The 23,017-nt window shown below is 64.8% G+C and carries 22 protein-coding genes, 1 tRNA gene and 1 pseudogene; 10 read left to right on the top strand and 14 right to left on the bottom strand.

Translation table 11 applies throughout. From position 1 onward, the window contains the following. The 6 genes and pseudogenes from W823_RS35415 to W823_RS57070 form a co-directional block, all read right to left on the bottom strand. The coding region (locus tag W823_RS35415; RefSeq protein ID WP_023955261.1) for a protein kinase at positions 1–855 on the bottom strand (855 nt) is incomplete at its 3' end. A gap of 4 nt (positions 856–859) precedes the next feature. Continuing rightward, a complete protein-coding gene (locus tag W823_RS35410) occupies positions 860–2,362 on the bottom strand; it encodes a penicillin-binding protein 2 (RefSeq protein ID WP_023955259.1) in 1,503 nt (500 codons plus the stop codon). Further along, positions 2,359–3,786, bottom strand: coding sequence for an FtsW/RodA/SpoVE family cell cycle protein (locus W823_RS35405; protein WP_023955257.1), 1,428 nt, complete (start codon positions 3,784–3,786; stop codon positions 2,359–2,361). Before W823_RS35405 ends, W823_RS35410 begins: the two co-directional genes overlap by 4 nt. Next, positions 3,786–5,273, bottom strand: a complete 1,488-nt coding sequence (locus W823_RS35400) for a PP2C family serine/threonine-protein phosphatase (RefSeq protein ID WP_023955256.1) — start codon at positions 5,271–5,273, stop codon at positions 3,786–3,788. Before W823_RS35400 ends, W823_RS35405 begins: the two co-directional genes overlap by 1 nt. Positions 5,274–5,286: 13 nt before the next feature. Next, a complete protein-coding gene (locus W823_RS35395) occupies positions 5,287–5,733 on the bottom strand; it encodes an FHA domain-containing protein (protein WP_369792572.1) in 447 nt (148 codons plus the stop codon). Positions 5,734–5,890: 157 nt separating this feature from the next. Then, positions 5,891–7,272: pseudogene (locus W823_RS57070) on the bottom strand (FhaA domain-containing protein). 352 nt (positions 7,273–7,624) lie between these two features. Between W823_RS57070 and W823_RS35380 the strand changes: the two are divergent. Then, positions 7,625–7,707, top strand: a tRNA-Leu gene (locus W823_RS35380). Positions 7,708–7,769: 62 nt separating this feature from the next. Here W823_RS35380 and W823_RS35375 read toward each other — a convergent pair. Continuing rightward, entirely contained in the window at positions 7,770–9,155 is a 1,386-nt protein-coding gene (locus W823_RS35375; protein WP_023955250.1) for an MFS transporter, read from the bottom strand. Positions 9,156–9,198: 43 nt separating this feature from the next. Continuing rightward, entirely contained in the window at positions 9,199–10,092 is an 894-nt protein-coding gene (locus W823_RS35370) for an alpha/beta fold hydrolase (RefSeq protein ID WP_031331438.1), read from the bottom strand. Positions 10,093–10,191: 99 nt separating this feature from the next. On the opposite strand from W823_RS35370, the gene W823_RS35365 reads away from it, so the two are divergent. From W823_RS35365 to W823_RS35350, 4 genes are all read left to right on the top strand, one after another. Continuing rightward, a complete protein-coding gene (locus tag W823_RS35365) occupies positions 10,192–10,686 on the top strand; it encodes a DUF6328 family protein (protein WP_023955246.1) in 495 nt (164 codons plus the stop codon). A 59-nt stretch (positions 10,687–10,745) separates the two neighbouring features. Then, positions 10,746–11,216: an HD domain-containing protein gene (locus tag W823_RS35360; RefSeq protein ID WP_023955244.1), complete on the top strand. Its 471-nt coding sequence runs from the start codon at positions 10,746–10,748 to the stop codon at positions 11,214–11,216. A gap of 87 nt (positions 11,217–11,303) precedes the next feature. Next, positions 11,304–12,176, top strand: a complete 873-nt coding sequence (locus W823_RS35355) for a hypothetical protein (protein ID WP_023955242.1) — start codon at positions 11,304–11,306, stop codon at positions 12,174–12,176. Positions 12,177–12,197: 21 nt separating this feature from the next. Next, positions 12,198–12,599, top strand: a complete 402-nt coding sequence (locus W823_RS35350) for a nitroreductase/quinone reductase family protein (protein ID WP_023955240.1) — start codon at positions 12,198–12,200, stop codon at positions 12,597–12,599. 18 nt (positions 12,600–12,617) lie between these two features. Here the strand turns inward: W823_RS35350 and W823_RS35345 are convergent, their stop codons facing one another. Further along, positions 12,618–13,037, bottom strand: a complete 420-nt coding sequence (locus W823_RS35345; protein ID WP_023955238.1) for a YccF domain-containing protein — start codon at positions 13,035–13,037, stop codon at positions 12,618–12,620. Positions 13,038–13,138: 101 nt separating this feature from the next. Here W823_RS35345 and W823_RS0127985 point away from each other — a divergent pair, with 101 nt between their 5' ends. Next, complete coding sequence (locus W823_RS0127985; protein ID WP_030167137.1) at positions 13,139–13,354, top strand: hypothetical protein; 216 nt, start codon at positions 13,139–13,141, stop codon at positions 13,352–13,354. 2 nt (positions 13,355–13,356) lie between these two features. Here the strand turns inward: W823_RS0127985 and W823_RS0127980 are convergent, their stop codons facing one another. Beyond that, a complete protein-coding gene (locus tag W823_RS0127980) occupies positions 13,357–14,001 on the bottom strand; it encodes a response regulator transcription factor (RefSeq protein WP_031331436.1) in 645 nt (214 codons plus the stop codon). Continuing rightward, the gene (locus W823_RS0127975; RefSeq protein ID WP_031331435.1) at positions 13,989–15,107 is read right to left on the bottom strand and encodes a histidine kinase; all 1,119 of its coding nucleotides are present in this window, start codon (positions 15,105–15,107) and stop codon (positions 13,989–13,991) included. Before W823_RS0127975 ends, W823_RS0127980 begins: the two co-directional genes overlap by 13 nt. 211 nt (positions 15,108–15,318) lie before the next feature. On the opposite strand from W823_RS0127975, the gene W823_RS35340 reads away from it, so the two are divergent. The 3 genes from W823_RS35340 to W823_RS35330 all read left to right on the top strand — a co-directional run bounded on the left by W823_RS35340 (position 15,319) and on the right by W823_RS35330 (position 19,501). Beyond that, positions 15,319–17,469, top strand: a complete 2,151-nt coding sequence (locus tag W823_RS35340) for an MMPL family transporter (protein WP_200866348.1) — start codon at positions 15,319–15,321, stop codon at positions 17,467–17,469. Between the two features lie 70 nt (positions 17,470–17,539). Beyond that, entirely contained in the window at positions 17,540–18,859 is a 1,320-nt protein-coding gene (locus W823_RS35335; protein ID WP_023955230.1) for a cyclic diguanylate phosphodiesterase, read from the top strand. A 231-nt stretch (positions 18,860–19,090) separates the two neighbouring features. Continuing rightward, positions 19,091–19,501 carry a hypothetical protein gene (locus W823_RS35330; protein WP_023955228.1) on the top strand — a complete coding sequence of 137 codons (411 nt, stop codon included), beginning with the start codon at positions 19,091–19,093 and terminating at the stop codon, positions 19,499–19,501. A 13-nt stretch (positions 19,502–19,514) separates the two neighbouring features. On the opposite strand, the gene W823_RS35325 is transcribed toward W823_RS35330, so the two are convergent. Then, positions 19,515–19,892 carry an Lsr2 family protein gene (locus tag W823_RS35325; RefSeq protein ID WP_023955226.1) on the bottom strand — a complete coding sequence of 126 codons (378 nt, stop codon included), beginning with the start codon at positions 19,890–19,892 and terminating at the stop codon, positions 19,515–19,517. A 390-nt stretch (positions 19,893–20,282) separates the two neighbouring features. Here W823_RS35325 and W823_RS35320 point away from each other — a divergent pair, with 390 nt between their 5' ends. Further along, entirely contained in the window at positions 20,283–20,474 is a 192-nt protein-coding gene (locus tag W823_RS35320) for a hypothetical protein (protein WP_023955224.1), read from the top strand. Positions 20,475–20,803: 329 nt separating this feature from the next. Here W823_RS35320 and W823_RS35315 read toward each other — a convergent pair whose 3' ends face one another. Both W823_RS35315 and W823_RS35310 read right to left on the bottom strand, forming a co-directional pair. Next, complete coding sequence (locus W823_RS35315; protein ID WP_051406349.1) at positions 20,804–21,439, bottom strand: hypothetical protein; 636 nt, start codon at positions 21,437–21,439, stop codon at positions 20,804–20,806. A 293-nt stretch (positions 21,440–21,732) separates the two neighbouring features. Beyond that, positions 21,733–22,797, bottom strand: a complete 1,065-nt coding sequence (locus W823_RS35310) for a GAF domain-containing protein (protein ID WP_023955220.1) — start codon at positions 22,795–22,797, stop codon at positions 21,733–21,735. Positions 22,798–23,017 lie beyond the last annotated feature (220 nt).

Here is a 23,017-nt window from a genome sequence, read left to right as displayed (position 1 = left end):
GGTACCCGGCAACGGCGCCCGGCGGCCGGCGCGCACGGCAGCCACCGCATCGGCGAACTCCCCGCCATCGGCGTACCGCTGCTTGGGGTCCTTCGCGATGGTGATCTCGATCAGTTCCCGGACGTTGACCGGGAGGTCGGTCGGAAGCGGTGGTGCCTCTTCGCGGATGTGCTTCATCGCCACGGTGATGGCGCCGTCACCCAGGAACGGACGGCGGCCTGCGATCGCCTCGTAACCGACGATGCCGAGTGAGTACACATCGGACGCCGCGGTCGCGTCTTCGCCGAGCGCCTGCTCGGGCGAGATGTATTGCGCTGTGCCCATGACCATTCCGGTTTGGGTGACCGGCGCCGCATCCACTGCCTTGGCGATACCGAAGTCGGTGATCTTCACCCGGCCGGTGGGAGTGATGAGGATGTTGCCGGGCTTGACGTCGCGGTGCACCAGACCGGCGTCGTGGGCGGCCTTGAGCGCCCGGCCGGTCTGCTCGAGCATGTCGAGGGAATTGTTCAATGACAGCCGACCGACGCGCGACAGCACCGCGTTGAGCGGCTCCCCGTTGACCAGTTCCATCACCAGATAGGCCACCGAACCCGCACCCGGATCCTGCGCCTCGCCGTAGTCGAAGACGTTGGCGATCCCGGGGTGGTTCAGCTGCGCGGTGGTCCGGGCCTCGGTGCGGAACCGCTCGAGGAACTCGGGGTCGTCGGAGAATTCGGCCTTGAGGACCTTGACGGCCACGCGCCGATCGAGCCTGGTGTCCATGGTTTCCCACACCTGGCCCATGCCTCCGGTCGCGATCAACCGCATCAGCCGATACCGGCCTGCGATGGTCGTGCCACCCTGCAAACTCACCCGGTCACCTCTCACCTGCGAGCGCGTTGATCACGGCACGCCCGATAGGGGCGGCTGACGAGCCGCCCGTTGCCTGTAGTCCGCCGTCGCCGTTCTCGACGATCACCGCCACCGCCACCTTGGCATTGCTCGAGGGACCGAACGCGATGTACCAGGCGTAGGGGGTCTCATCGGTGCCTTGGGTGTTGGAGTGCTCGGCGGTGCCGGTCTTCGATGCGATCGACACCGGCCCGCCGGATCCGCGGGTGTTGCGTTCGGAGTCGATCATCATCTCGGTCAGGGTCGCAGCGGTCTGAGCGCTGATCGGCTCGTTGAGCGAGTTGGGCCGGGTGGTGTTCAGGGTCTTGAGGTCCGGACCCTGCAACTTGTCCACGAGGTACGGCTGCATGCGAACCCCACCGTTGGCGATGGTCGCGGCGATCATCGCGTTCTGTAGTGGGGTGAACCGCACATCACGTTGGCCGATGGAGCTCTGGCCGAGAGCGGCGAGGTCAGGGATCGGGCCGACCGACGATTCGGAGACGGGCAGCGGGGTGTCGGGTAGTTCGGTGTCGACACCGAAAGCGTTGGCCTGGTTCTTGACCGCTTCGATCGGGTTCTGCAGTTTCTCGGTGGACAGTTGCACAAACGCTGTGTTGCACGAGTATTCGAGGGCCTGATGCATCGTCACCTGGCCACCGCTGGAGTCTGGGCAGCTCTGACCGCCGTAGTTGGTCAGTCCGGTCTCGGTCTGCGGCAGCGTGTAACTGCTTGCCGCCGTAAGGCGTTCGTCTTGGCCGATGCCCTGCTCGAGCGCAGCGGCAGCGGTGATCACCTTGAACGTCGAACCAGGTGGGTAGGTCTCGTTCAGGGCCCGGTTGAGCATCGGCTGGAACCCGGTCGAATCCTCGGTGGGATTCCACGCGGCCCAGGCGTCTTCACGGACGGTGGTGTCGTGGCTGGCCAGCAGGTTGGGGTCGTAACTCGGTGTGGACACCATCGCCAGGATCGCGCCGGTGTTCGGTGCGAGCGCCACCACGGCTCCGCGGCAGCCGCCGTTGCAGCCCTTGTTCATCTCGTCGAAGGCGATCTGCTGCGCCCGCGGGTCGATGGTGGTGATCACGTTGCCCCCGCGTGGATCACGACCGGAGAACATGTCGGCGAAACGCTGTCCGAACAGCCGGTCGTCGTTGCCGTTGAGGATGGAATCCTCGGCCTGCTCGAGTCCCGAACTCGCGTACTGGAACGAGTAGTAACCGGTGACCGGTGCGAAGGCGGGCGCCCACGGTCCCGGATAGGTGCGCAGGTACTTGAGCCGGTCATCGGTGGGCACCGACTGCGCGATCACGTCCTGGCCGGCGGTGATCTGGCCGCGCTGACGCGAGTACTCGTCGAGGAGCACCCGCTGATTGCGTGGGTCGGCCCGCAGGTTGTCGGCCTTGAACACCTGCACGTAGGTGGCGTTGGCGAGCAGCACGAGGATGATCACCATGACCGCGATGACCACGCGGCGGATGGGAATGTTCATGAGCGCTTGACCATCTCGGTGGGCGCCTCGGCGATGGGCGTCGACTTCTTCTTGGTCGGATCGGGCTCACGTGCGGCGTTGGACACGCGGATGAGCAACGCGACCAGGATGTAGTTCGCCAGCAGCGATGAGCCGCCGTAGGACATGAACGGTGTGGTCAGGCCGGTCAGCGGGATCAGCTTGGTCACGCCGCCGACCACCACGAAGATCTGCACCGCGATCGTGAACGACAACCCGGTGGCGAGGAGCTTGCCGAAGCTGTCACGAACGGCGATGCCGGTGCGCAGACCGCGGACGATCAACACCAGATAGAGCAGCAGGATCGCCGCGAGTCCCACCAGGCCGAGCTCTTCGCCGATGGTCGCGATGATGAAGTCGGTGTTGGCAAACGGCACGATGTTGGGCCGGCCCGAACCCAGACCGGTGCCGAACAGACCGCCGGTGGCCAGGCCGAACAGGCTCTGGCCGACCTGGTAGCCCTGGCCGTAGAAGTCGCTGAACGGGTCCTGCCACACCGCGACACGCACCTGCAGATGTGAGAACAGCTGGTAGGCGACCAGTGCGCCCAGGGCGAACAGGCTGACGCCGATGATCAGCCAGCTCACCCGCTCGGTCGCCACGTACAGCATCACCAGCATGGTCGAGAAGATCAGGAGAGAGGTGCCGAGGTCGGCCTCGAACGCCAGGACGCCGATGGAGATGATCCACGCGGCGAGCAGCGGGCCGAGGTCGCGAGCGCGGGGCAGGTCCATACCGAGGAAATGCTTACCCGCGGTGGTGAACAGATCACGCTTGGACACCAGCAACGACGCGGTGAAGATGATGATCAGGATCTTCGAGAACTCGCCTGGCTGGATGTTGAACAGCGGGGTGCGAATCCAGATCTTGGAACCGTTGATCTCCGACATCGACGACGGCAGGATCGCCGGGATGGCCAGGAAGATCAGACCGCTCAGGCCCAGCAGGTAGCTGTACCGCGACAGCGTCCGGTGGTCGCGGATCAGGATCAGGATGGCCGCGAACGCGATGATGCCGAGGACGGCCCACAGAACCTGCTGATCGGCGTCGTTGGTGCGGTCGATGGGGTTGGCGGTCTCACCGTTCTGACCGGTTCCGAGGTCGAGGCGATGGATCAGGACGAGCCCGAGACCGTTGATGGTGGCCACCAGCGGCAGGATCAGCGGATCGGCGTAGGGCGCGAATCGCCGTACGACGAGGTGGGCGAAGCCGTAGAGCAGGACGTAGGCGGCCATGTACTTGGCCAGTTCCCAGGTGATGCTCTGCGACTGCGCAGCCTCGACCAGGATGAGCGCGGTGAAGACGATGATCGTCGACAGGCCGAGCAACACCAGTTCGGAGTTGCGGCCTGTGTAGTTGCGGATCGGCCCGGAAGCCGGTGTCTGTGTGACGGCGGCCTGTGACATCAGCGCCCCCGACAGTTTTCCGGGGCCGTGACGGGCGGCGTGGTGGTGGACGTCAGCGGAGGCTGCGTGCTGGCACTGCCCGACTGCGGGAGCACCGGCGCGGGCTGTCCCGGTGTGGCCGGCGGCGGTACAGGACTCTCGGTACCCGGAGCGGGGGGCTGGGCCGGGCCCGGGGTGACGCCCTCGGCCGAGGCGGACTCCTCTTCGGGACACAACGGCACGAGGTTGTCCATCAGGTTTCGGACCTGTTCCTCGGCATCGTCGAGAGGCACGGGGTCGCGGCCTTCGAGCGAGGCGGGCGCCGTGCCGGTGAGGTCGGACACCTTCAGGGGTACGCAGTTCTCGGGACGATTGTTGTAGTCGGCGATGGTGACCGTCGGCCTGTCGGTGTCCATGGCTCCGGTGCAGGTGATCTTGCTCAGCTCGTGCAGGCTCAAGCCCAGGAATGACCCCTGCAATCCGCGGTAGAGCACCACCTCGCCGTTGTCGGCGCTGACGTAGTAGTTCGACCGGACGATCGCCCGGCCCACGAAGACACCGGCGATGAGGACGGCGATCACGGCAAGGGCAATACCGCCGAGGATCCATTTACGCCGCGGGTGTGCTTGCGGCGGTTCGGGTTCGGGGGTTCCGATGGTCGGCCGCCGGGGCGACTGGGCAGGCGGACGCAGCGCGGCCGCACGACCGGCCGAGGTACGCGGATCGGGGACGTACTCCTGGTCGTCGCCTCCGGCCGCTCCGCCGACGATCGGCTGGCTGTCGCCGTAATCCACATCGACGACGTCGGCGACCACGACGGTGACGTTGTCGGGCCCACCGCCACGCAGGGCCAGCTCGATGAGCCGGTCGGCGCAGTCGCGGTAGTTCTCCACCGACGTCATGGTGTCGGCGATGGTCTCTTCGCTGACCACATCGGACAGCCCGTCGCTGCACAGGAGATAGCGGTCGCCGGCGCGGGCTTCGCGCACCGTCAGCGTGGGCTCGACCTCGGTGCCGGTGAGCGCACGCATGATCAACGACCGTTGCGGATGTGTGTGTGCTTCTTCGGCCGTGATCCGGCCTTCTTCGACAAGGGTCTGAACAAACGTGTCGTCGCGGGTGATCTGGGTGAGTTGGCCGTCGCGCAGCAGATAGCCGCGCGAGTCGCCGATGTGGCACAGACCCAGGCGCGAGCCCGCGAAGAGGATGGCGGTGAGGGTGGTGCCCATGCCGTCGAGTTCGGGGGCCTCGGCAACCTGGTCGGCGATCGCCTCGTTGCCATGGCGGGTGGCCTCTTCGAGTTTCGCCAGGAGGTCGCCGCCGGGCTCGTCGTCGTCGAGGGGACGTAGTGCCTGGATGACCAGCTGGCTGGCCACCTCACCGGCTGCGTGGCCGCCCATGCCGTCGGCAAGGGCCAGCAATCGGGCACCGGCGTACACGGAGTCTTCGTTGTTCGCACGGACCAAGCCGCGGTCGCTACGCGCGATATAGCGCAACACCAGGGTCACGGGCGCAACTCAATCACGGTTTTGCCGACCCTGACCGGAGTTGCGAGCGGCACGCGCACAGCGGTGGTGACCTTCGCACGGTCGAGGTAGGTGCCGTTGGTGGAGCCGAGTCTTCGACATACCAGTCATCTCCCCGGCGGATCAGCCGGGCGTGGCGCTCGGAGGCGTACTCGTCGGTGAGAACCAGGGTCGAGTCGTCGGCGCGGCCGAGCAACACCGGTTGGGTGCCGAGCGTGATCCTCGTGTTGGCCAGGGCCCCATGGGTGACCACGAGATATCTGGCCCCGCCTTTCACCTTGGCGGGGGACCCGCCGCGGTTGCGGCGTTCGTAGCGCGTCATGGGTCGTTGGCCGGTGGCGGCGTACACATCGGTGCGGATGACCCGCAGTACTGCCCACACCAGGAGCCACAGCAGCAGCAAGAAGCCGACACGCGTCAGTTGCAGCACTATGCCCTGCACGCTTTTCCACCTCCTGGGCCAGCCATCAACGTCCAGTGCATCTTATGGCCCAGTGTCGCTCCATCACGCATTCGGATGTCTCACTTGTGCATCGAGCAGCTGTGAGCCACGCGGATCGAGGGAGCGCGCTACTGGGTAGTGACGGTTTGTGCGGGCGTCACTGGAAACGGACGGTGATGTCCGAATGCCCCACGCGGATCCGGTCACCGTCTGCGAGTTCCCAGCTGCTGACCTGGACATCGTTGACCGTGGTGCCGTTTGTGGAGTTGAGGTCGTTGAGGAGGGCGCTCGAGCCGTCCCAGCGGATCTCGACGTGGCGACGGGAAACACCGGTGTCGGGCAGACGGAACTGGGCGTCCTGGCCGCGGCCGATGACATTCGAGCCGTTGCGCAGTTGGAATGTGCGGTTGCTGCCGTCTTCGAGCAGCAGCGTGATCGCCGTTGGTGCGTACGCGGCGGGAGCGCCGTAGCCGGGAGCCTGGGCGTACCCGGGCTGCTGGTCGTAGCCACCTTGCTGGTCGTACCCGCCCTGTTGCGGGTATCCCTGCGCGTAGCCGGCCTGCTGGTTGTATGCACCCTGCTGGTCGTACTCGTTCTGGCTGTACCCGGGCTGCTGGTAGCCGCCCTGGTCGTAACCCTGCTGGTCGTATCCGGGCTGCTGGTAGCCGCCCTGGTCGTAACCCTGCTGGTAGTTGCGCGGGTCGTAGCCCTGCTCCTGGTTGGCCGGCGGCTGGGCGTACCCACCCTGGTTGTAACCCTGCTGGTCGTGGCCGCCCTGCTGGTAGGCGCCCTGGTCGTACCCGGCCTGGTCGTAGCCACCGTGCTGGTCGTAACCGCGTTGGTCATAGCCACGCTGGTCGTAACCCTGCTGGTCGTAGCCGGCCTGGTTGTAGCCCTGCTGGTCGTAGCCACCCTGCTGGCTGTACGCCTGAGCGCCGTCGCCGGAGTTGTCCTGGCCCTGTTCGTAGGGCTGCTGACTGTAGGCCGCCTGCGGTGGGTAGGAGCCTGTTCGTAACCTCCGCGGGGGTCGTATCCGGAGTTCTGCGTCATGGGAGTGGCTCCTACTTGTGGGTTTCGGTTTGGCGCCGCGGGCGGCGGATGGGGCAACGGCGGCCCTGATTGATCTGGAGGACGATGGCCTGCTTGTTGCACAGGCATCGGCCGGACGTCCGGATTGACCGTGCCCCGAGCCCGGAACTGACCGGTGTGCAGGGTGGGTGAGTGGGAGAACTCGACCACCACGTCACCGTATGTCTGCCATCCGTTGTCACGGATGAAATTCTCGAGATGCTTGGAGAAGGTCTTCCGGTTGAGCTCGTACTCGGCAACCATCTCGCGGTGGTCGGTGGAGCTGACCACCAGGTTGTAGGCGTTCGGGGCGAGCTTGCCGCCGTCGCCGAGGTCTTCCAAGTTGTCTTCGGCTTCGCGTTGCAGAGCGTTCTCGACCTCTTGCGGGGCGACCTTGCCGCCGAAGACCCGGGCGAAGCCGTCATCTACCGCACCTTCGAGTTTGCGTTCGATTCTTTGCAGAATCCCCACTACCGACGACCTCCCTTCGAGTTCTCAGCGTGTCGGCGTGCCAATCGTGCTGTTTGATGATAGCGACTCACACCCCGCGTTGGACACTCCAGGCGGAACTTCTGCACCGTCCGCCACAGATGTCCCAGTAGACGCCTGGTGTCCGTTTCGGCCGAATACGTGGGCTGATCGGCCCGAATGGGCCCAACCGAAAGCTGTGCGGGAAGTGACGTACAACTCATCTGATCGCACGCGCCTCTGACGCGCCGCGTGTTCGACCCGTCACCCTCGCCGTCCAGAGCTGCCGATTTCTGACGCAGGGCCGGCCCATGTTACCGTTTTCCAGTTCGTTTGAAGACCGACGAGCAGCCACGGGCGAGTGGCGGAATGGCAGACGCGCTGGCTTCAGGTGCCAGTGTCCTTCGGGACGTGGGGGTTCAAGTCCCCCTTCGCCCACAGAGTGAGATCAGGCCGGGAACCAAGAGTTCCTGGCCTTTTCTTTTGTGGCGTCTACCGATTCATGCCGGAACAGCGGGTGGTCTCTGCCGAGTGGTCAGCAACCACGCACCTACCGCGACAACGGCGAACACGGCCGCCATGGTCACGAGCGTCCAGACGAACCCCTGTTGCCCGCCGCCGTATACGGCCATCAGCGTCACGCTGACCGCGCTGCCCACCGAGAAGCCGAGATAGCGCAGAACCATGTTGAACGCCATCGCACTACCGGTTTCCTCCTGCGGAACGTGCGGGACGATGAGCACGGCCAGCGACGAGAACGTGAAGCCGCTGCCCAGTCCACCGACGGCCATCCAGCCCAGAGCCCAATACACATTGCTGTGCACGAAGGCCAGACCGAGAGTGGAACCCATGAACACAACCGAGCCCAGAGGCAGCAGGACGTCGGGGCCGTACTTGGCGCCGGCCGCCAGCGCGAGTCTGCTGCCGACAACACTCGTCAGCGAGTAGGGCACCAGCATCAGGCCGGCGACGGTGACCGAATGGTCAAGCCCCCAGCCAGGATCCGAACTCTGGACCAGCACGATGGTCAACGTCAGCAACGTGTACATACCGATGCCACCGCCGAAGGCCACCAGATTCGGTGCAGCGATTCCCGAGCGGGTGGCCAGGCGGAGATCGACCAGCGGGTGATCACGTCGCAGACTCCATCGCCCCCACACGATGAGGAACGTAAGTCCCACCAGCGCAAGGACAACGGTGCGAAGCGACGTCCAGCCCCATGTCTCACCCCTGCTGACCGCCAGAAGCGTGGACCCCGTACCGGCGGACAACATCACCGCGCCTGCCCAGTCCACAGGTGCGCGGATCACCGACTGCGCACGCGGAACAAAACTCAGCGCCATCAGCAGGGTGCAGGCGCTGAGCACGGCGCCCATCCAGTAAGCGGCAGCCAGGCCCCAGGTCTGGGCGACCACGGCCGTCAGCGGGTACCCGAGGCCGGTACCGGCGACAGCTGTCACCGACAACATCGCGATGACGCCCGAGATTCTCGGTGGTCGGATGACGTCGCGAGCAACGGCCATCGCAAGGGGGACCAGCGCGAGTCCGACGCCCTGCATCGCCCGGCCGATCAACAGCGGGGCAAAACCCCAGGGAAGTGCGGCCAGCATCGAACCCAGGGTGACGATGACGAGACCGGTGATGATCGTCGGCCGACGCATCTGTCCGGCTCCGAGCCTCCCGATGATCGGTGTCGCGACCGCTGCGGTGAGCAAGGTGGCGGTCAAAGCCCACTGCGCGTCGGTGAGCGTCACGTTGTGCTCGTCGGCGATGGCCGGGATCAGCGGGGCCCCGAGGCTGCTGACGATCGCGGTGATGGTGGTCAGCAGACCCAGGGTCAGCAACAAGGTGCGGTACCGCGGCGCGCCGGCATCCTCTGTTGGCATCAGTGGTGGAGCACCGCCATCGCCGACGCCGCGGCGCTCGATGTCACTGAGCCGAATCCCAGTGCGCGAAAACAGTGCTCAGTGTGGCAACCAGGGGCAAAGGCTGGTCCATCATCGGGTGGTGCCCTGCCTCGGCCAACTCGACCACGGTGGCTCTGGGGTCGAACAGGCCGGCGATCTCCTGGGCGGTCTCTGGAGGCACGATGCCGTTCTGGCAGCGGATGTAGGTCGCCCGGGTGCTCACCTGCGCGAGAAAGTCCCGTACCTTCACCCGCTGGCCGCGTTCGTGCCGTTTGCGGAACATCTCGGGGTCGAACTTCCACATCCAGCCGGCCTCGGTGTCTCGCACCGATTCGCCGGCGACATGCTCGGCCACATACGGCAACAACACTTCTTGTGCCGGTTCGGTGCGGAAGCGGGCCATGATCTCGGACTTGGACGGATACGCCCGCGCCCTGCGGCTCAACTGGCGGATGATCACCTCTTCGGGCGGTTCACTGAGCAGGGGTGAGTCGATCACCACGATGCCTGCCACCCGCTCGCCGTGCAGAGCGCCCACCGCTGCTGTGACCCAGCCGCCCATACTGTGTCCCACCACGTACGGCTTGCCCGCGATCTCGCCCGCTTGCGCGGCGGCCAGTACCTCTGCGGCCCACGTCTCGAGCGGGTAGTCGGGGCGTGCATCGCTGTCGCCGTGACCGGTCATGTCCAGGGCGACCACCCGATGTGAGACGGCCAGGAGTGGCGCGACATGGTCCCACCATCCCGAGTGCGCGGAACCACCGTGCACCAGGACAACACCGGGCGCGCCGGGCTCGCCCCAGCAACGCAGATGCACCGACGCACCCTCGACCTCGACGTCGCGATGGTCGGGCGATTGCTCGATGGCGGCGGTGAACCACGCGGGTGTTGCTGTCCCGGACTGACCCGTTGCCATTGCCTGCTCCTTCGCCACGGTGAAACCTCTCGGCTGACCATATCCACCGCGTTCCGGCAGGCACTTGCCAGTGCGAAGGAAGGAGTCGACCATTGGCAGATGAGCGACGAGACGGTTGACGACGACTGGCTGCGCAGGGAGCGCAACGAGACTCCCACACAGCGTCTCGACCGCAACTGGGCAAGTTTGCTGCAGGAGCTCCGGGTGGTGCAGACCGGCGTTCAGCTGCTGACCGGATTCCTGCTCACGGTGCCGTTCCAGGACCGCTTCTACGAGCAGGATGGTCTGTTCCAGAACGTGTATCTCGTGACGGTGACCGCTTCGGTCGGCGCAACGGTGTTGCTGCTCGCACCGGTGGCCATGCACCGGCTGCTGTTCCGGAGGCACCGTCTCGAAGAGCTGGTGAACTCCGCCCAGCGATTCGCCCTCGGTGGGCTTGTCTTGCTCGGAGTGGCGCTGACCGGCGTCATGACGTTGGTGTTCGAGTTGGTGGTCAGCAAATCAGTGGGGTGGGTCGCGGGTCTGGTCGCCCTGCTCACCTTCGCGTTCTTCTGGTTCGCCTATCCCTGGCGCTATCGCCGGCGCGATACCTGATCGTCCGGACATGGGACCCGGCCTTCCCTTACAGTCGGAACATCTGGGAAAGGCGGATCATGGCGCAATCTCGCAGCGGCGAAGATCTGATCGCGGTGGCCGGAGCCATCGCGGACCGCGCCCATCACGGACAGGTCGACAAGGTGGGTGGCGAGTACATCGTGCATCCTCGTTCGGTCGCGACGAGAGTCATGCCCCAGTCGGCCGAGTACATCGCAACCGCCTTGCTGCACGACGTGATCGAGGACTCGGACATCACCGCCTCAGATCTGCTGGCAGAGGGCATCCCGGGAACGGTGGTGGATGCGGTGACGCTGCTGACCCGAACCGAACATGTTGCGCCGCAAGAGTATTACGCACGTATACGAACGAACCGGATGGCTCTGGCCGTCAAACTCGCCGACCTCGCCGACAACACCGATCCGGTTCGGCTGAACCGCCTGCCCGACGACACACAGGCACGGCTGCGGACCAAGTACCGCACCGCTTACCGGTGTCTCGGGGTCGAGTTTCTCGCCGACGCGCTGTAGTCGGCAACGCCTGTCGGTCGCGGATCCATCGAGTCGGGCGTCGCAGAACCATGGCTGATCTGCGCGCGCAATGGCATTGTCGAGCCCATGGCCATCGAATTGTCCACGGCGCGTCGTCTGTGGCGACTGCTCGAACCGATCCACGCCGTCACCTACTTCTCGGACGAGACGCGAGAGGCGCTGGCAGCGGCCGGTTATCGCGGTTTCTGGATGGGGTATTTCGCGGGTCGTGCCGCGCCCCTGGGCGAGGTGGGTCCCGAGATCGTGACCGCGCTGTTCTACAACTTCGCGCCCGACCACGTGGCCCGCGCCATCCCGGACGCCTGGCGGTTCGCTCCGCCGGAGACGGCGATCGATGTGCGCCGACAGGCCGCGGTGGCCACTTTGCAGCGGATGCTGGGTTCGGCGGGCAACGACGAGGTGGTCGATCGGGTGGTGGCTCTGCTGAGGCCGGCTGCGCAGAACGCAGACCTGGGTGGTCGGGCGCTGTTTGCGGCGAACGCGGCGCTGCCGTGGCCGGAGGATCGGTATGGGGCCCTGTGGCATGCCGCGACCCTGCTGCGCGAACACCGCGGTGACGGCCACGTGGCAGCCCTGACCACCGCCGGTGTCACCGGTCGCGAGGCAGGGGTGCTGCATTCGAGTGCCGCTGCCATCCCACGGTCGGTTCTCGAGACCAGCCGCAAGTACACACCCGACGAATGGTCTGCGCTCACAGAACGTTTGGCCGAGCGCGGACTGCTCGACCACTCAGGGGCGATCACGCCGTCCGGGAGAGCGCTCAAGGGTGACATCGAGACCACCACCGATCGGCTCGCAGCACCTGCGTACAACGCCCTGTCCGAATCCGAGGTCGACGAACTCACCTCGGCGCTGATGACGCTGACGAAGACAGTGGTCGCGAGCGGCGACATCCCGTCGGTCACTCCGATGGGTCTCGATCTCGACGATGTCGGGTGATGAGCGCCTAGACTTTTCGCCATGGGCTTCAACGACGAGATCATCAAAGAGTTCCGCGCCAATCACGGCAAGGTCGGTGGCAATTTCGAGGGCGCGCCACTTCTGTTGCTGCATCACAAGGGGATCAAGAGCGGTAAGCGGTACGTGACCCCGCTGGTCTATCTGCCCAAGGACGGGGTCTCGTACATCTTCGCGAGCGCTGCGGGCGCCGACGAGGACCCCCAGTGGTACCGAAATCTGCTCGCCGACCCGGCAACCGAGGTGGAGATCGGCGACGACACAGTCCCGGTGACCGTCTCCGAGGTCACCGGCGCCGACCGCGACCGGATTTACGCCGAGCAGGCCGGTCTGATGCCGGGCTTCGCGGACTACGAGAAGAAGACCAGCCGCACGATCCCGGTGCTGGCGTTGTCTCGAGCCTGAGGTCGGGCGGGCGCGCGATCAGTATGTGCGCTGGCGGGGCGGGGGAGCCGTGATGACGCCGACCTCGTCCGAATCGATGATCTCTGCGCCCAGCGGCAGCAGCGACACCGGGACCATCTTGAAGCTCGCGATGCCGAGCGGAATGCCGATGATGGTGAGGCACAGGGCGATTCCGGTGACGATGTGGCCGATGGCAAGCCAGATGCCGGCGAAGATCAGCCAGATCACGTTGCCGATGGCCGAGCCGACGCCGGCTGTGGGTTTGCGAACCACGGTTCGGCCGAACGGCCACAGGGCGTACGCGGCGATCCGAAACGAGGCGATCCCGAAGGGGATGGTGATGATGAGGATGCAGCAGATGATCCCGGCGGCGACGTAGCCCAACGCCATCCAGAATCCACAGAGCACGAGCCAGATGACATTCAGAATGGTCTTCATCAGTTCAGTCTGCCAAATGTGACCGACTCCGCATGGATGAACGCAGCTACCCTGTGCGTTCTTCTGAGAAGCTGACGGGACTTTCGCTTCTGAGGAGTCTGATGAGATCTGGGCTTCGAGAGCTCGTGTGGTCGTTCGGGATGATCGTGATCCTGCTGGTCCGGATCGTCACCACCCTCACCACGGCATTGCTGATCATCGGCTGGGTTGTGGTGGCGTTTAGGTCGGACCTGCTCAACAACTGGTTCTGGCCGGCCGCTGTCTCGGGCATCCTGCTGGCCGGCAGTACCTTCCTCTACAACGTGATCCGCGGCTGAGGTCAGACCCCTAGATAGGCGAGCACCGCCAGGACCCGTCGATTGTCGTCGGCCGACACCGGCAGATCGAGTTTCGTGAAGATGCTGTTCGAGTGCTTGCTGACCGCTTTCTCGGAGACGAACATGGCCTCGGCGATGGCTGCGTTCGAGCGGCCCTCGGCCATCAGGGCCAGCACTTCGCGTTCCCGCGCAGTCAGACGTTCCAGCGGTCCGTCGGCTCGCTGACCGGTGAGCAGCTGCGACACCACCTCCGGATCGAGGACGGTGCCGCCCGCGGCTACCTGCCGTACGGCATCGATGAACCCGGCGACGTTGGCCACCCGGTCTTTGAGGAGATAGCCGACCGCCCCTTCGCCACTCTCCAGCAGCTCTCGCGCGTAGAGCTGTTCGACGTATTGAGAGAGCACCAGGACCGGGAAGCCGGGACGGGAGGCCCGGATCTTGATGGCAGCGCGCAGACCTTCGTCCGTGAACGTGGGTGGCATCCGTACGTCCAGCACCGCAGCGTCGATGGAGGCGTCGCCGAGCGCGACGTCGAGCTCGGTGGCGTTGTCGACGGCCGCCACCACGTCCATGCTGTGGGCTTGGAGGATGCGGGTGAGCCCGTCCCGCAGGAGAACGTGATCTTCGGCGATCACGACGCGCATGGCACCTCCATCGACACGATGGTCGGCCCACCGATCGGACTGTGCACGAAGAGCCTTCCGTCGAGGGCGGTCAATCGCTGGGTGACACCGTGCAGCCCCGAGCCCGAGGGTGCGGCGCCGCCCACCCCGTCGTCGCCGACCTCCACGCGCAGCACACCGTCGAAGATACCCATGGCGATCCACGCGTTCCGTGCACGGGCGTGTTTTCCGATGTTGGCCAGCGCCTCGGCAACCGCGAAATACACGGCGTTCTCCGTGGCGATGGGAAGGCGTTCGCGCACACCGAGATTGAGTGTGATGGGCAGGGGCATGTCGAGAGCCAGCGCTTCGACTGCCGGTCCGACGCCGCGATCGGCCAGTACCGGGGGATGGATGCCGCGGACCACTGATCGCAGATCGCCGAGGGCCGACGTGGCAGACGCCCGCGCTTCGGCCATCAGTTGCCGGGCCGCTTCCGGGTCGGTGGCGATCTGACTCTCGGCCAGACCGATCGTCATACCGAGGGCGGCCAGCCGCGCCTGAGCCCCGTCGTGGAGGTCCCGTTCCACCCGGCGCAGCTCGGCTGCCGCGGAATCAACTGTCGCAGCCCGTGACTCGGTCACCTCGTGTACGCGTGCCTCGAGGACTTCGTTACGGCTGCGGTTCAGCGCCCACAGATCCATCACGGCACGGGTTTTCATCAATGGCTCCACGAAGGGGAGCAGGATGAGGGTCGCCGTGAAGATCACTCCTACCAAGGAGATGACAAATCCGACCGTCGACGCGATCACCAGCCAGCCGAGGTCGCGCCAGCGCAGGGAATCGGTACTCCACACGGACAACAGATGAAAGATCCCTCGATTGTTCGTGGGCCGGTAATCACCCGGCTGCCACGGCCGGTCGAGAACGCCTGCTGCCATCCGCCGATGAAGGTCACAGAACGCGCCGGTGATCGGCACCTTGATCCACAGCACCAGAGCGCCGACGGAGACCAGGACCAGCGGGATCGCGACCACCTGGACGACGAACAGCACCAGCGCGACCGGCGCGAGCAGAGTGGTGACAACGGCATACATGGCCGCTCTCAGCCACCGAACAATCGGCGTCGGTTCTTCGTCGGATCTCACAGCGGTCCTTCCACTCTTCAGGTCTCCATCGTGACCGAAGCGGGCAGTAGATGACAGTAGACCTGGGCCTACCCCAGGGGTGGGATATTCCGCGCTCACCTGGGGGATTGACGCTCCTGACCGGGCTCCGGGAAGCGAGCAGTCTCAGGTGGTGCTCGGTGTTCGCCGGGCCACCCGTCGAGGCGGACCGCCTCACGCATCAGGAGCTGACATGGGAAAGATGACCCGAGGGCCACAGGCAGTGGCGCGGTGGAGTGCGCACAACCCTTGGCGCGCAATAGGACTCTGGCTTGCCCTTGTGGTGTTGGCCGTGGGTTTGAGCGCGTTGATCCCCACCCAGACAACCGACGACGCCGATTACCGGGTCGGTCAATCGGGGACTGCCGACCAGATGATCCACGAAGCCGGTCTCGCGGCACCGGACACCGAGTACGTCGTCGTCACCGGCGACCGCGACGCGGCGCTGCTCGCCGCAAACGAACTGCGCGAGGCACTGGCCGGCTCGGATCAGGTGCAAGAGATCGTGGCGCCGGTGTGGAGTCCCGATGGCACGACGCTGTTGACGGCGATCTCGCTACGTGCGCCACCGGGCGACGAGGACGCGTCGATCACCGATATCAACACCGCCGTCGCGGCGGTCGAGTCGAATCACCCGGAACTGACGTTCGGTCAGACCGGCGATGTCTCCCTCGACGAGTCGATCAACGAGCGGGTGGCCGACGACCTGGTCTCGGCCGAGATCATCAGCATCCCCATCACGTTCGGCATCATGCTTGTTGCCTTCGGTGCGCTGATAGCCGCCGGCATCCCGGTGTTGCTGGCGATCACCTCAGTGGTCGCCACCATCGGTATCTACGCTCCAATCTCCTACCTCGTTCCTTCCGAGTCGACTGCGTCGTCGATGGTGATGCTCATCGGAATGGCTGTCGGAGTGGACTATTCGCTCTTCTACCTCAAACGCGAACGTGAAGAGCGGCGCAAGGGTCACCGCACGATCGATGCGGTGGAGATAGCGGCAGCCACCTCCGGGCACTCGATCATCGTGTCCGGTGTTGCGGTGATCGCCTCACTCGCCGGTGTCTATGCGCTGGGCAGTGCGACGTTCAACTCGCTCGCCACGTCGGCGATCATCGTGGTGTCGGTGGCGGTCATCGGTTCCCTCACCGTGTTGCCGGCGTTGCTGGCCAAGCTCGGCAAATGGGTAGATCGTCCCCGGGTGCCGCTGCTCTGGCGCGTCAACAATCGGATCGGTCAGGGCGGGATCAGCTCGCGGATCATCGGACCCGTCATCCGTAGGCCCATCACCGCGTTGCTGGCGGGGCTGGTCGTGATGCTCGCCCTGGCGGTACCCGCGTTGTCGATGACGATGCGCAGCGCCAACCTCGACACGCTGCCACAGGATCTACCTGCGGTGCAGGTCGCGCAGACGATGAACACGCAGTTCCCGTCCGAGGGCCCTTCGGCCAAGATCGTTGTACAGGGCGGCGATGCTGCCGAAGTTGCTGTCGCACTGGACAACATCGGCAAACAGGCCGAGAGCTCAGGCGAGTGGACGGTCACCGGAGAGCCCGCGATCTCGCCGTCCGGCAGCACCAGCATCCTCGAACTCGCCAGTACCTACCCGCCGGACGACGCGAAAGGTGACGACGCCCTGGTGGCACTTCGGGCAAGCGTGGTGCCCGATCAGATCGACCCCGTGGACGGCGCCCGATTCGCTGTCGGTGGTGACCTCGCCGAACAGTATGACTCGGCCAAGAATCAGTCCGATGGTCTGCCGGTGGTCATCGCGGTGATCCTGACTCTCACCATGCTGATGCTGATCGCGACGTTCCGGAGCCCGGTGATCGCAGTGGTGTCCACGCTGCTCAACCTGATGTCGGTGGGTGCCGCGTTCGGGGTGCTGGCCCTGGTGTTCCAGCATTCATGGGCCGAGAGCATTCTCGACTTCAATTCGAATGGAACCGTGGTGGAGTGGATACCGCTGTTCATGCTGGCCGTGCTCGTCGGGTTGTCGATGGACTATCACGTGTTCGTCCTGAGCCGGATCCGGGAAGGTATCGACATGGGATTGACACCTGAGGCCGCGGTGCGCGCCGGCGTCACCCAGACCGCCGGGGTGGTCACAAGCGCGGCGCTGGTCATGGTCTCGGTGTTCGCGTTGTTCGCGGCGCAGAGCATGGTGGAGATGAAGCAGATGGGAGTGGGGCTGGCAGCGGCGATCCTGATCGACGCGACCATCGTGCGCTTGCTCCTGTTGCCGTCCATCCTGGTACTCCTCGGTGACCGGGCGTGGTGGCCACGGCGTGGCCGCGCTGTCCGGCGTCAGGCTTCGGATCCCCAGGTCGCACCTGCTCGGGTGTGAGGTAGTGCACAATTGAGGGCAGGCTCACGGCCGTGCCGTGACAGACGCCGAGAACAGATCGGAGGACGCGATGAGTGACACAACGTCACCGGCTCGCGACTTCTGGACTGCTCTCACCCCCGGCGAAGACCCGGCTGCCCGGCTCGAACAGGTCCGCCGCGCTCACGAACTCTTTGTGCAGACGGGCACGCTTGCCCCGGCCACCGGCCCCACCTCGGTGCGGTCGGTGGTCCGGGACTCGTGGCTGCGCTCGGTCAAGGGGGGCGTCAACCCGTCGGGAATGATCGACGCGGGAGGGATGTCGTGGAACGACTTCCTCGAATACCGCGCCGGACACCCGATGGCAGCCGCTTACCCTCTGGTCCGTTCGCTGATGCTCGACGAGGTGTCCGACTCAGGTGTGGTGGTAGCTCTCACCGATGACGTGGGTCGGCTGTTGTGGGTAGAGGGCGACCACAAAGCCCGAGACCAGGCCGGCGGCATCAATTTTGTCGAAGGAGCGGTGTGGGCGGAGCGCGTTGCCGGCACCAATGCCCCCGGCCTGGCTCTCGAGGTCGACCACGGCGTGCAGATCTTCGGGGCAGAGCACTTCTCGGTACCCGTTCAGGAGTGGAATTGCGTCGCGGCTCCGGTGCACGATCCCGTGACCGGCGCCGTGATCGGCGTGATCGATGTGACGGGCGGCGAGCGGGTGGCTGCACCCTTTGCCCTGTCGATGGTGAAATCGGTGGTCGCGGCGGTGGAGAGCGAGCTGCGGGTGCGCACCCTGACCGGGAATGCGCCTGCGGTGGCGCCGGCGACGGGCCCGGAATTGCTTGTGCTGGACGGCGATCGGTACTTCTGGCGGACCGGTTCGGCGCCTGCGCTCCGACTGTCCCGCCGGCATGCCGAGATCTTGGTTCTACTGGGTGAGTACCCGGATGGTCTCGGTACCGAGGAGATCGCCACCATGCTCGCCGAGGACGGGATCGACCCGGTGACCGTACGTGCCGAGATCTCCCGGCTCCGGCGCGACCTGGGTGCGGACCTGGTGGCGTCGCGACCGTACCGCCTCACGATGCCCGTTGAGTCGGACATCGAGCAGGTGCGTCGGTTGCTCCGCGGAGGTGATGTCGCCGGCGCCATCGAGAAGTTCGGTCGCGGTGGGTTGCTCGCCGCGTCACTGGCCCCTGGGATAGCCGATGTCTTCGAGGAGCTGAAGGAAGACATGCGTTCGACGGTCCTCGCGGCACGCGACCCCGAGTTGCTGCGGGTGTGGACCGGCTCGGTGCACGGGCGTGAAGACCTGACGGCGTGGCGTCGCTGGGCGCAGACGCTCCCACCAGGTCACCGCGACGAAGCCCTCGTCCGCGGCAGGGTCAGGCTGCTCGATCGGCGTTTCGGGATCTGATCGCCGGCCTCAGCCGCAGTTGCACCAACTTCATCCCCCTACGTGACCTCCGAGGGCAATTAGCCCTAGACAATTACTCGCGGGGACGATGTTGGTGCCAACTCACGTGCCCCCACAATTGGTACCTATCTGCACCGGCCTCCAGCTGATAGGCATATCAGGGCCGAACATTTGTCGCGAGCGGCGCCGTGGTCGGCCGGCCGATGCATACACGCGAAGAATGAGGCGGACATGACCCGATGGATCCGAGCAGCAGCATCGGCGGTGGCCGTCATCGGCGCTGCCACTCTTACCGCCCCCGTTGTGGCGGCACAACCCGTCGGTTCAGAGGAGGGCTACGTCGTCAGACTCGATCCTCTGACCACCAAGCTGTTCGCGACCTATCAAGCAGAGGCTCTGGCTGAGGCCGTATGGGCCACCCCGCTACCCGACGGCTTCCTGCTGGGGTCGAACTTGCTGTGGGCGAACAGGATCGCGCAAGTGGCGGCGCGCTACCCCGCAGGCTGCGTGGAGATGCACATACGGCTGAACCGCACCTCGTCCTACTCGAGTGGTGTCGGTTCGGCGATAGAGAATTGCCAGTGGCTGGTGCCGTCGGTAGCTCGTGAGGAGCCCACCAAGGGTGGGTGGTCCCGCGGGTAGCGCGGGTCTTCGTTCAACGCCCGTCCGACTGCTCCCGGTAAGCGGTGATGATCTGCTGGCTGATGCGTCCGCGATCGCCGATGTCGTAGCCCTGTTCCCGGGCCCATTGCCGAATGGATGTCCGTTCGTCGGCGCCGACCGCGGGCCCCTCGCGGCCGGTGGTGTGGTGCTTGGGTGCGGTCGACCGTCGACGACCACCTACGCGGGCCGACTTGCTCAGCAAAGTCGAGACCGGAACTCTGCCTGTCTCTATCTTCTCCAAATTTGTTGCACTGGTGTCGATTACATAATCGACCCCCAGCCACGACCACTCGATCGTGTGCAACTGATCAATGTGAACCGGCTTGCCATCCAAGTCGTCGACGTATTCAACGACGGTCCTTTTCGCCATGCGGCTAAAGATAGCCAAGTTGGTGTCGGTACGCGGGCTAAAAAGACAATCCGTCCGCAAAAACGTTTCGTGGACGATGTGATTCGTAGTCTGAACGGTTGAATGGCTCCGCACGTAAGACTGTTCTGGCTACAGCTGACCGCTCGGCCGACGTGTTGTGCCCGCTGGCGGCGAAGCTCAGCTGAACTGTTCTTCGAGCCCTCGCCGCTGTTGCGATAGGTGCCCAGGGAGTTCGGCGGCACCGTCGGTAACGATGTGTAGGTCGCTGGATCGTCGAGGTTTGCAGTTCATCGTGTAGGTCTTATCGACCTCGCGCGTACAACTCCGGCATGGCAAGATAAGCCGCATGGGGGTTTTTGAAGTGTACAAATCAGAGTTGGTCGGTATTTCGTGAACGATTACAACGAATCAATGGAAATCAAGGATGATTCATCGATGCCGCTGGATACGTCCGTTGTCGATGACCGGATTCCGTCGGCAAAACACACCTTGATCGGGGGCGATCTGATGAAGGTCCTAGCCCTTACTGCTCTTCTGGGCCTGGTCATAGGCGTGATCGTGCTCATCGAACTGGCCAATTGACAACAGCTCGCGACCTTCGATTCATTGTCATTCGGGCATGAATGCAATTGTTCGCCCGCTGTGGACACGTGTCTATTAATTGTTCCGGTGAAGACAGAGTTCAGATGTGCCTTGACGCGCAATGGATGACTCAAATGGTGAGCGCATTGATGCGTCCGATCAATCGGCGGCCATAGAAATGTCGCTCGGGACGGACGCGTTTGCTGTGGTGGCAGAGTCCGCTTCTCCAATGCGGCCGAGGTTTGCGACCTCATCCGAGACACTGAGGTATTGCCGGTATTGCCGATTTACGCAGAAGAACGATTCGGCCGCCGAGTGGACGGGGTTGCCTAAGAGTCCTTTGAGTGTCGGGGCGACGACGCGACAAAGAGGGCGACGGCGTTCTCCCGCCACACCGTGACGACCGAGAAGTGCCGCTCGAGTAGATCGCGCAACATCTCTTCGGTGTCGGTGGTGTTGCCGAACGCGCCGGTTCGATTGCACGCCCACATCAGGATGCGACCGAGACAATTGTGCTGAGCCGTACCGATCACGGTGGCACCGAACAACGTTCCCTCCGCGTCCGTCATGCGAGCGAGGTTGGCCACCGCTGGTTCCTTGGCCGGCATCGGTCCCGGAAGGCAATGGATGAGGTAGTTGGCGGCGACGGACTTGTAGCGGCTGGGGGGCAGATCGTCTGAGACGAGGATGTCGGCCACGTATCCAGTGATCCGGGGTTGCTCTCCGGTGAGGCGTCCCTGCCCGAGGCGCGCTCCGGCATATGCGAGTGTTGCGTCGTTCGGGTCGACGAGCGCCAGCTTGTCCCAGGTCTTTCCGAGCTGGGAAAGAAAGTATCCGGACCCGACACCCACCTCCGCGTGCACGGTGGTGCAGTGTTCGGCATAGAGGGCGGAGATCGTCTTGCGGTGGCAGCCCCAGGCGTACGGGGAGGTGAAACGAAGGACAAACAGATCGTAGAGTTGCAACGCGATGCCACTGTAAGGTCTTGCGCTGCGTGGAAGCTCTTGCTGGACAACAGTATCGCGCCGTGGTCCCGTGCTGTCGGCTCCTCGATCCATGATCAGTACTACCTTTCCGGCGGATGGTGCGGACCGTGCCCAACTGCCGACGTGTGCGAAATCGCTTTCACACCGCGGAGACACGACTGGTGCGCACCGCCGAGCAGGTCGCCGACCCGGCGTATCTCGTAGCGGCACAACTTGTTACAGGTAGTCGACCACGAGAGCGTCAGTCAGGTTACGGGGGCGTCCGGAGGCAGTCAATCTCCGTGCGGCTCTGCGCGTCGAGTGATGCGAACAGTGGCCGCCGGGGGTTCGGTGCCCTTGACTCGTTGGCAGACGAGATCCAGCGTGTGCCAGCGCGCGTCGTCGCCCCACAGCCGAAGCGTTGCTGTGAGTTCAGGCTCGCGTTCAAGTGTTTCCGCCCAACGGTGCGGGAGTCCGTGATCGTCGGGATGAACACGGGCGCGCCCGTTGTCTGGGTCCACATGGATGCCATCGAGCACCTTCTGGCCCTGCCAGCGGGCCACCATGATGGGGAAGCGGTCACCATGCGTTTGTGACCGATCCAGCTTCCAGTAGACGATCGCGGTCCACCCGTCCACTTCTTGTGCCAGAAGGTTGTTGGCAGCGTGGAGGGGGTTCTCGCGAGGCGGGTCGAACGGCGTCACGTCCCAGGTCACCCCGCGCCAGAAGAACCCGGTATCAGTCTTGACCACCTCGGTGGCCGCCCGTAACGACCTGGGGTCTGAACTGCCGTCGGGGCCATCTGAGGGGCGATCGATGCGGACGGTCATCGGGTAACGGGTGCCGTCCGCGCGACTCGCGAGCACTCCGGCAGCCACCACCATGTCCGCTTCCGAGAAAGTGTCGACCGTGTTGTGCAGTGGATATGGCTTCCCGATCGCCCAATCGCGCCCGTAGATGTCGGGTATGCCGGGGCCGTAGATCACGGTCAGGCTCTGCAGGTCCCATTCCCAAGCGCCGGTGATGACGTGGGGATATACCGGCTCGGCTGTACCCCCGGCCCATACCCAGACCGCGTGAACGTTCCCCGAACCAGAGGTCACCGGCTCGGCGTACGCGTGCAGTCGGTCCCCTCGAAGGAGTAGCTCTTTGCGAACAGGGGCCTGCGACGCCACTGCGACCTCGACGGCCGGCTTGACGAGTTTCGAGATGACTGGCAGCGGAAGGTCGACTCGCTTGAGCTGTTGAAACCCATCGGCACCAGGCGGCACCGCAGGATTGTCGCCCTTGGCCACCACGCCCGCGATGGAACCGCGAAAGGTCGCGATCAACAACCACGTGCCGGGTGAAACAGTCATCGGCCCCCCATGTCGCCGCCTCCCGCGGGTGACATCTCGATACCCTACGGAACCCCATCATTCCAAGGCCCATTGTGCGTGGCGCGCGACGTCTCAACAATCGCGTGCCGGCCCCCGGGGCAGCAGCCTGGCATCGCCCGAATCAATTCTGGACGCGTGACTATTTTCTTGAAAAGACGGCCGACCGGAATGTTGTCGAACGGACCTGCAATTCCACGGA

This window comes from Williamsia sp. D3, assembly GCF_000506245.1.
GTDB classification, from domain to species: Bacteria; Actinomycetota; Actinomycetes; order Mycobacteriales; family Mycobacteriaceae; genus Williamsia; species Williamsia muralis.
This window is presented reverse-complemented; position numbering and strand designations above follow the sequence as displayed.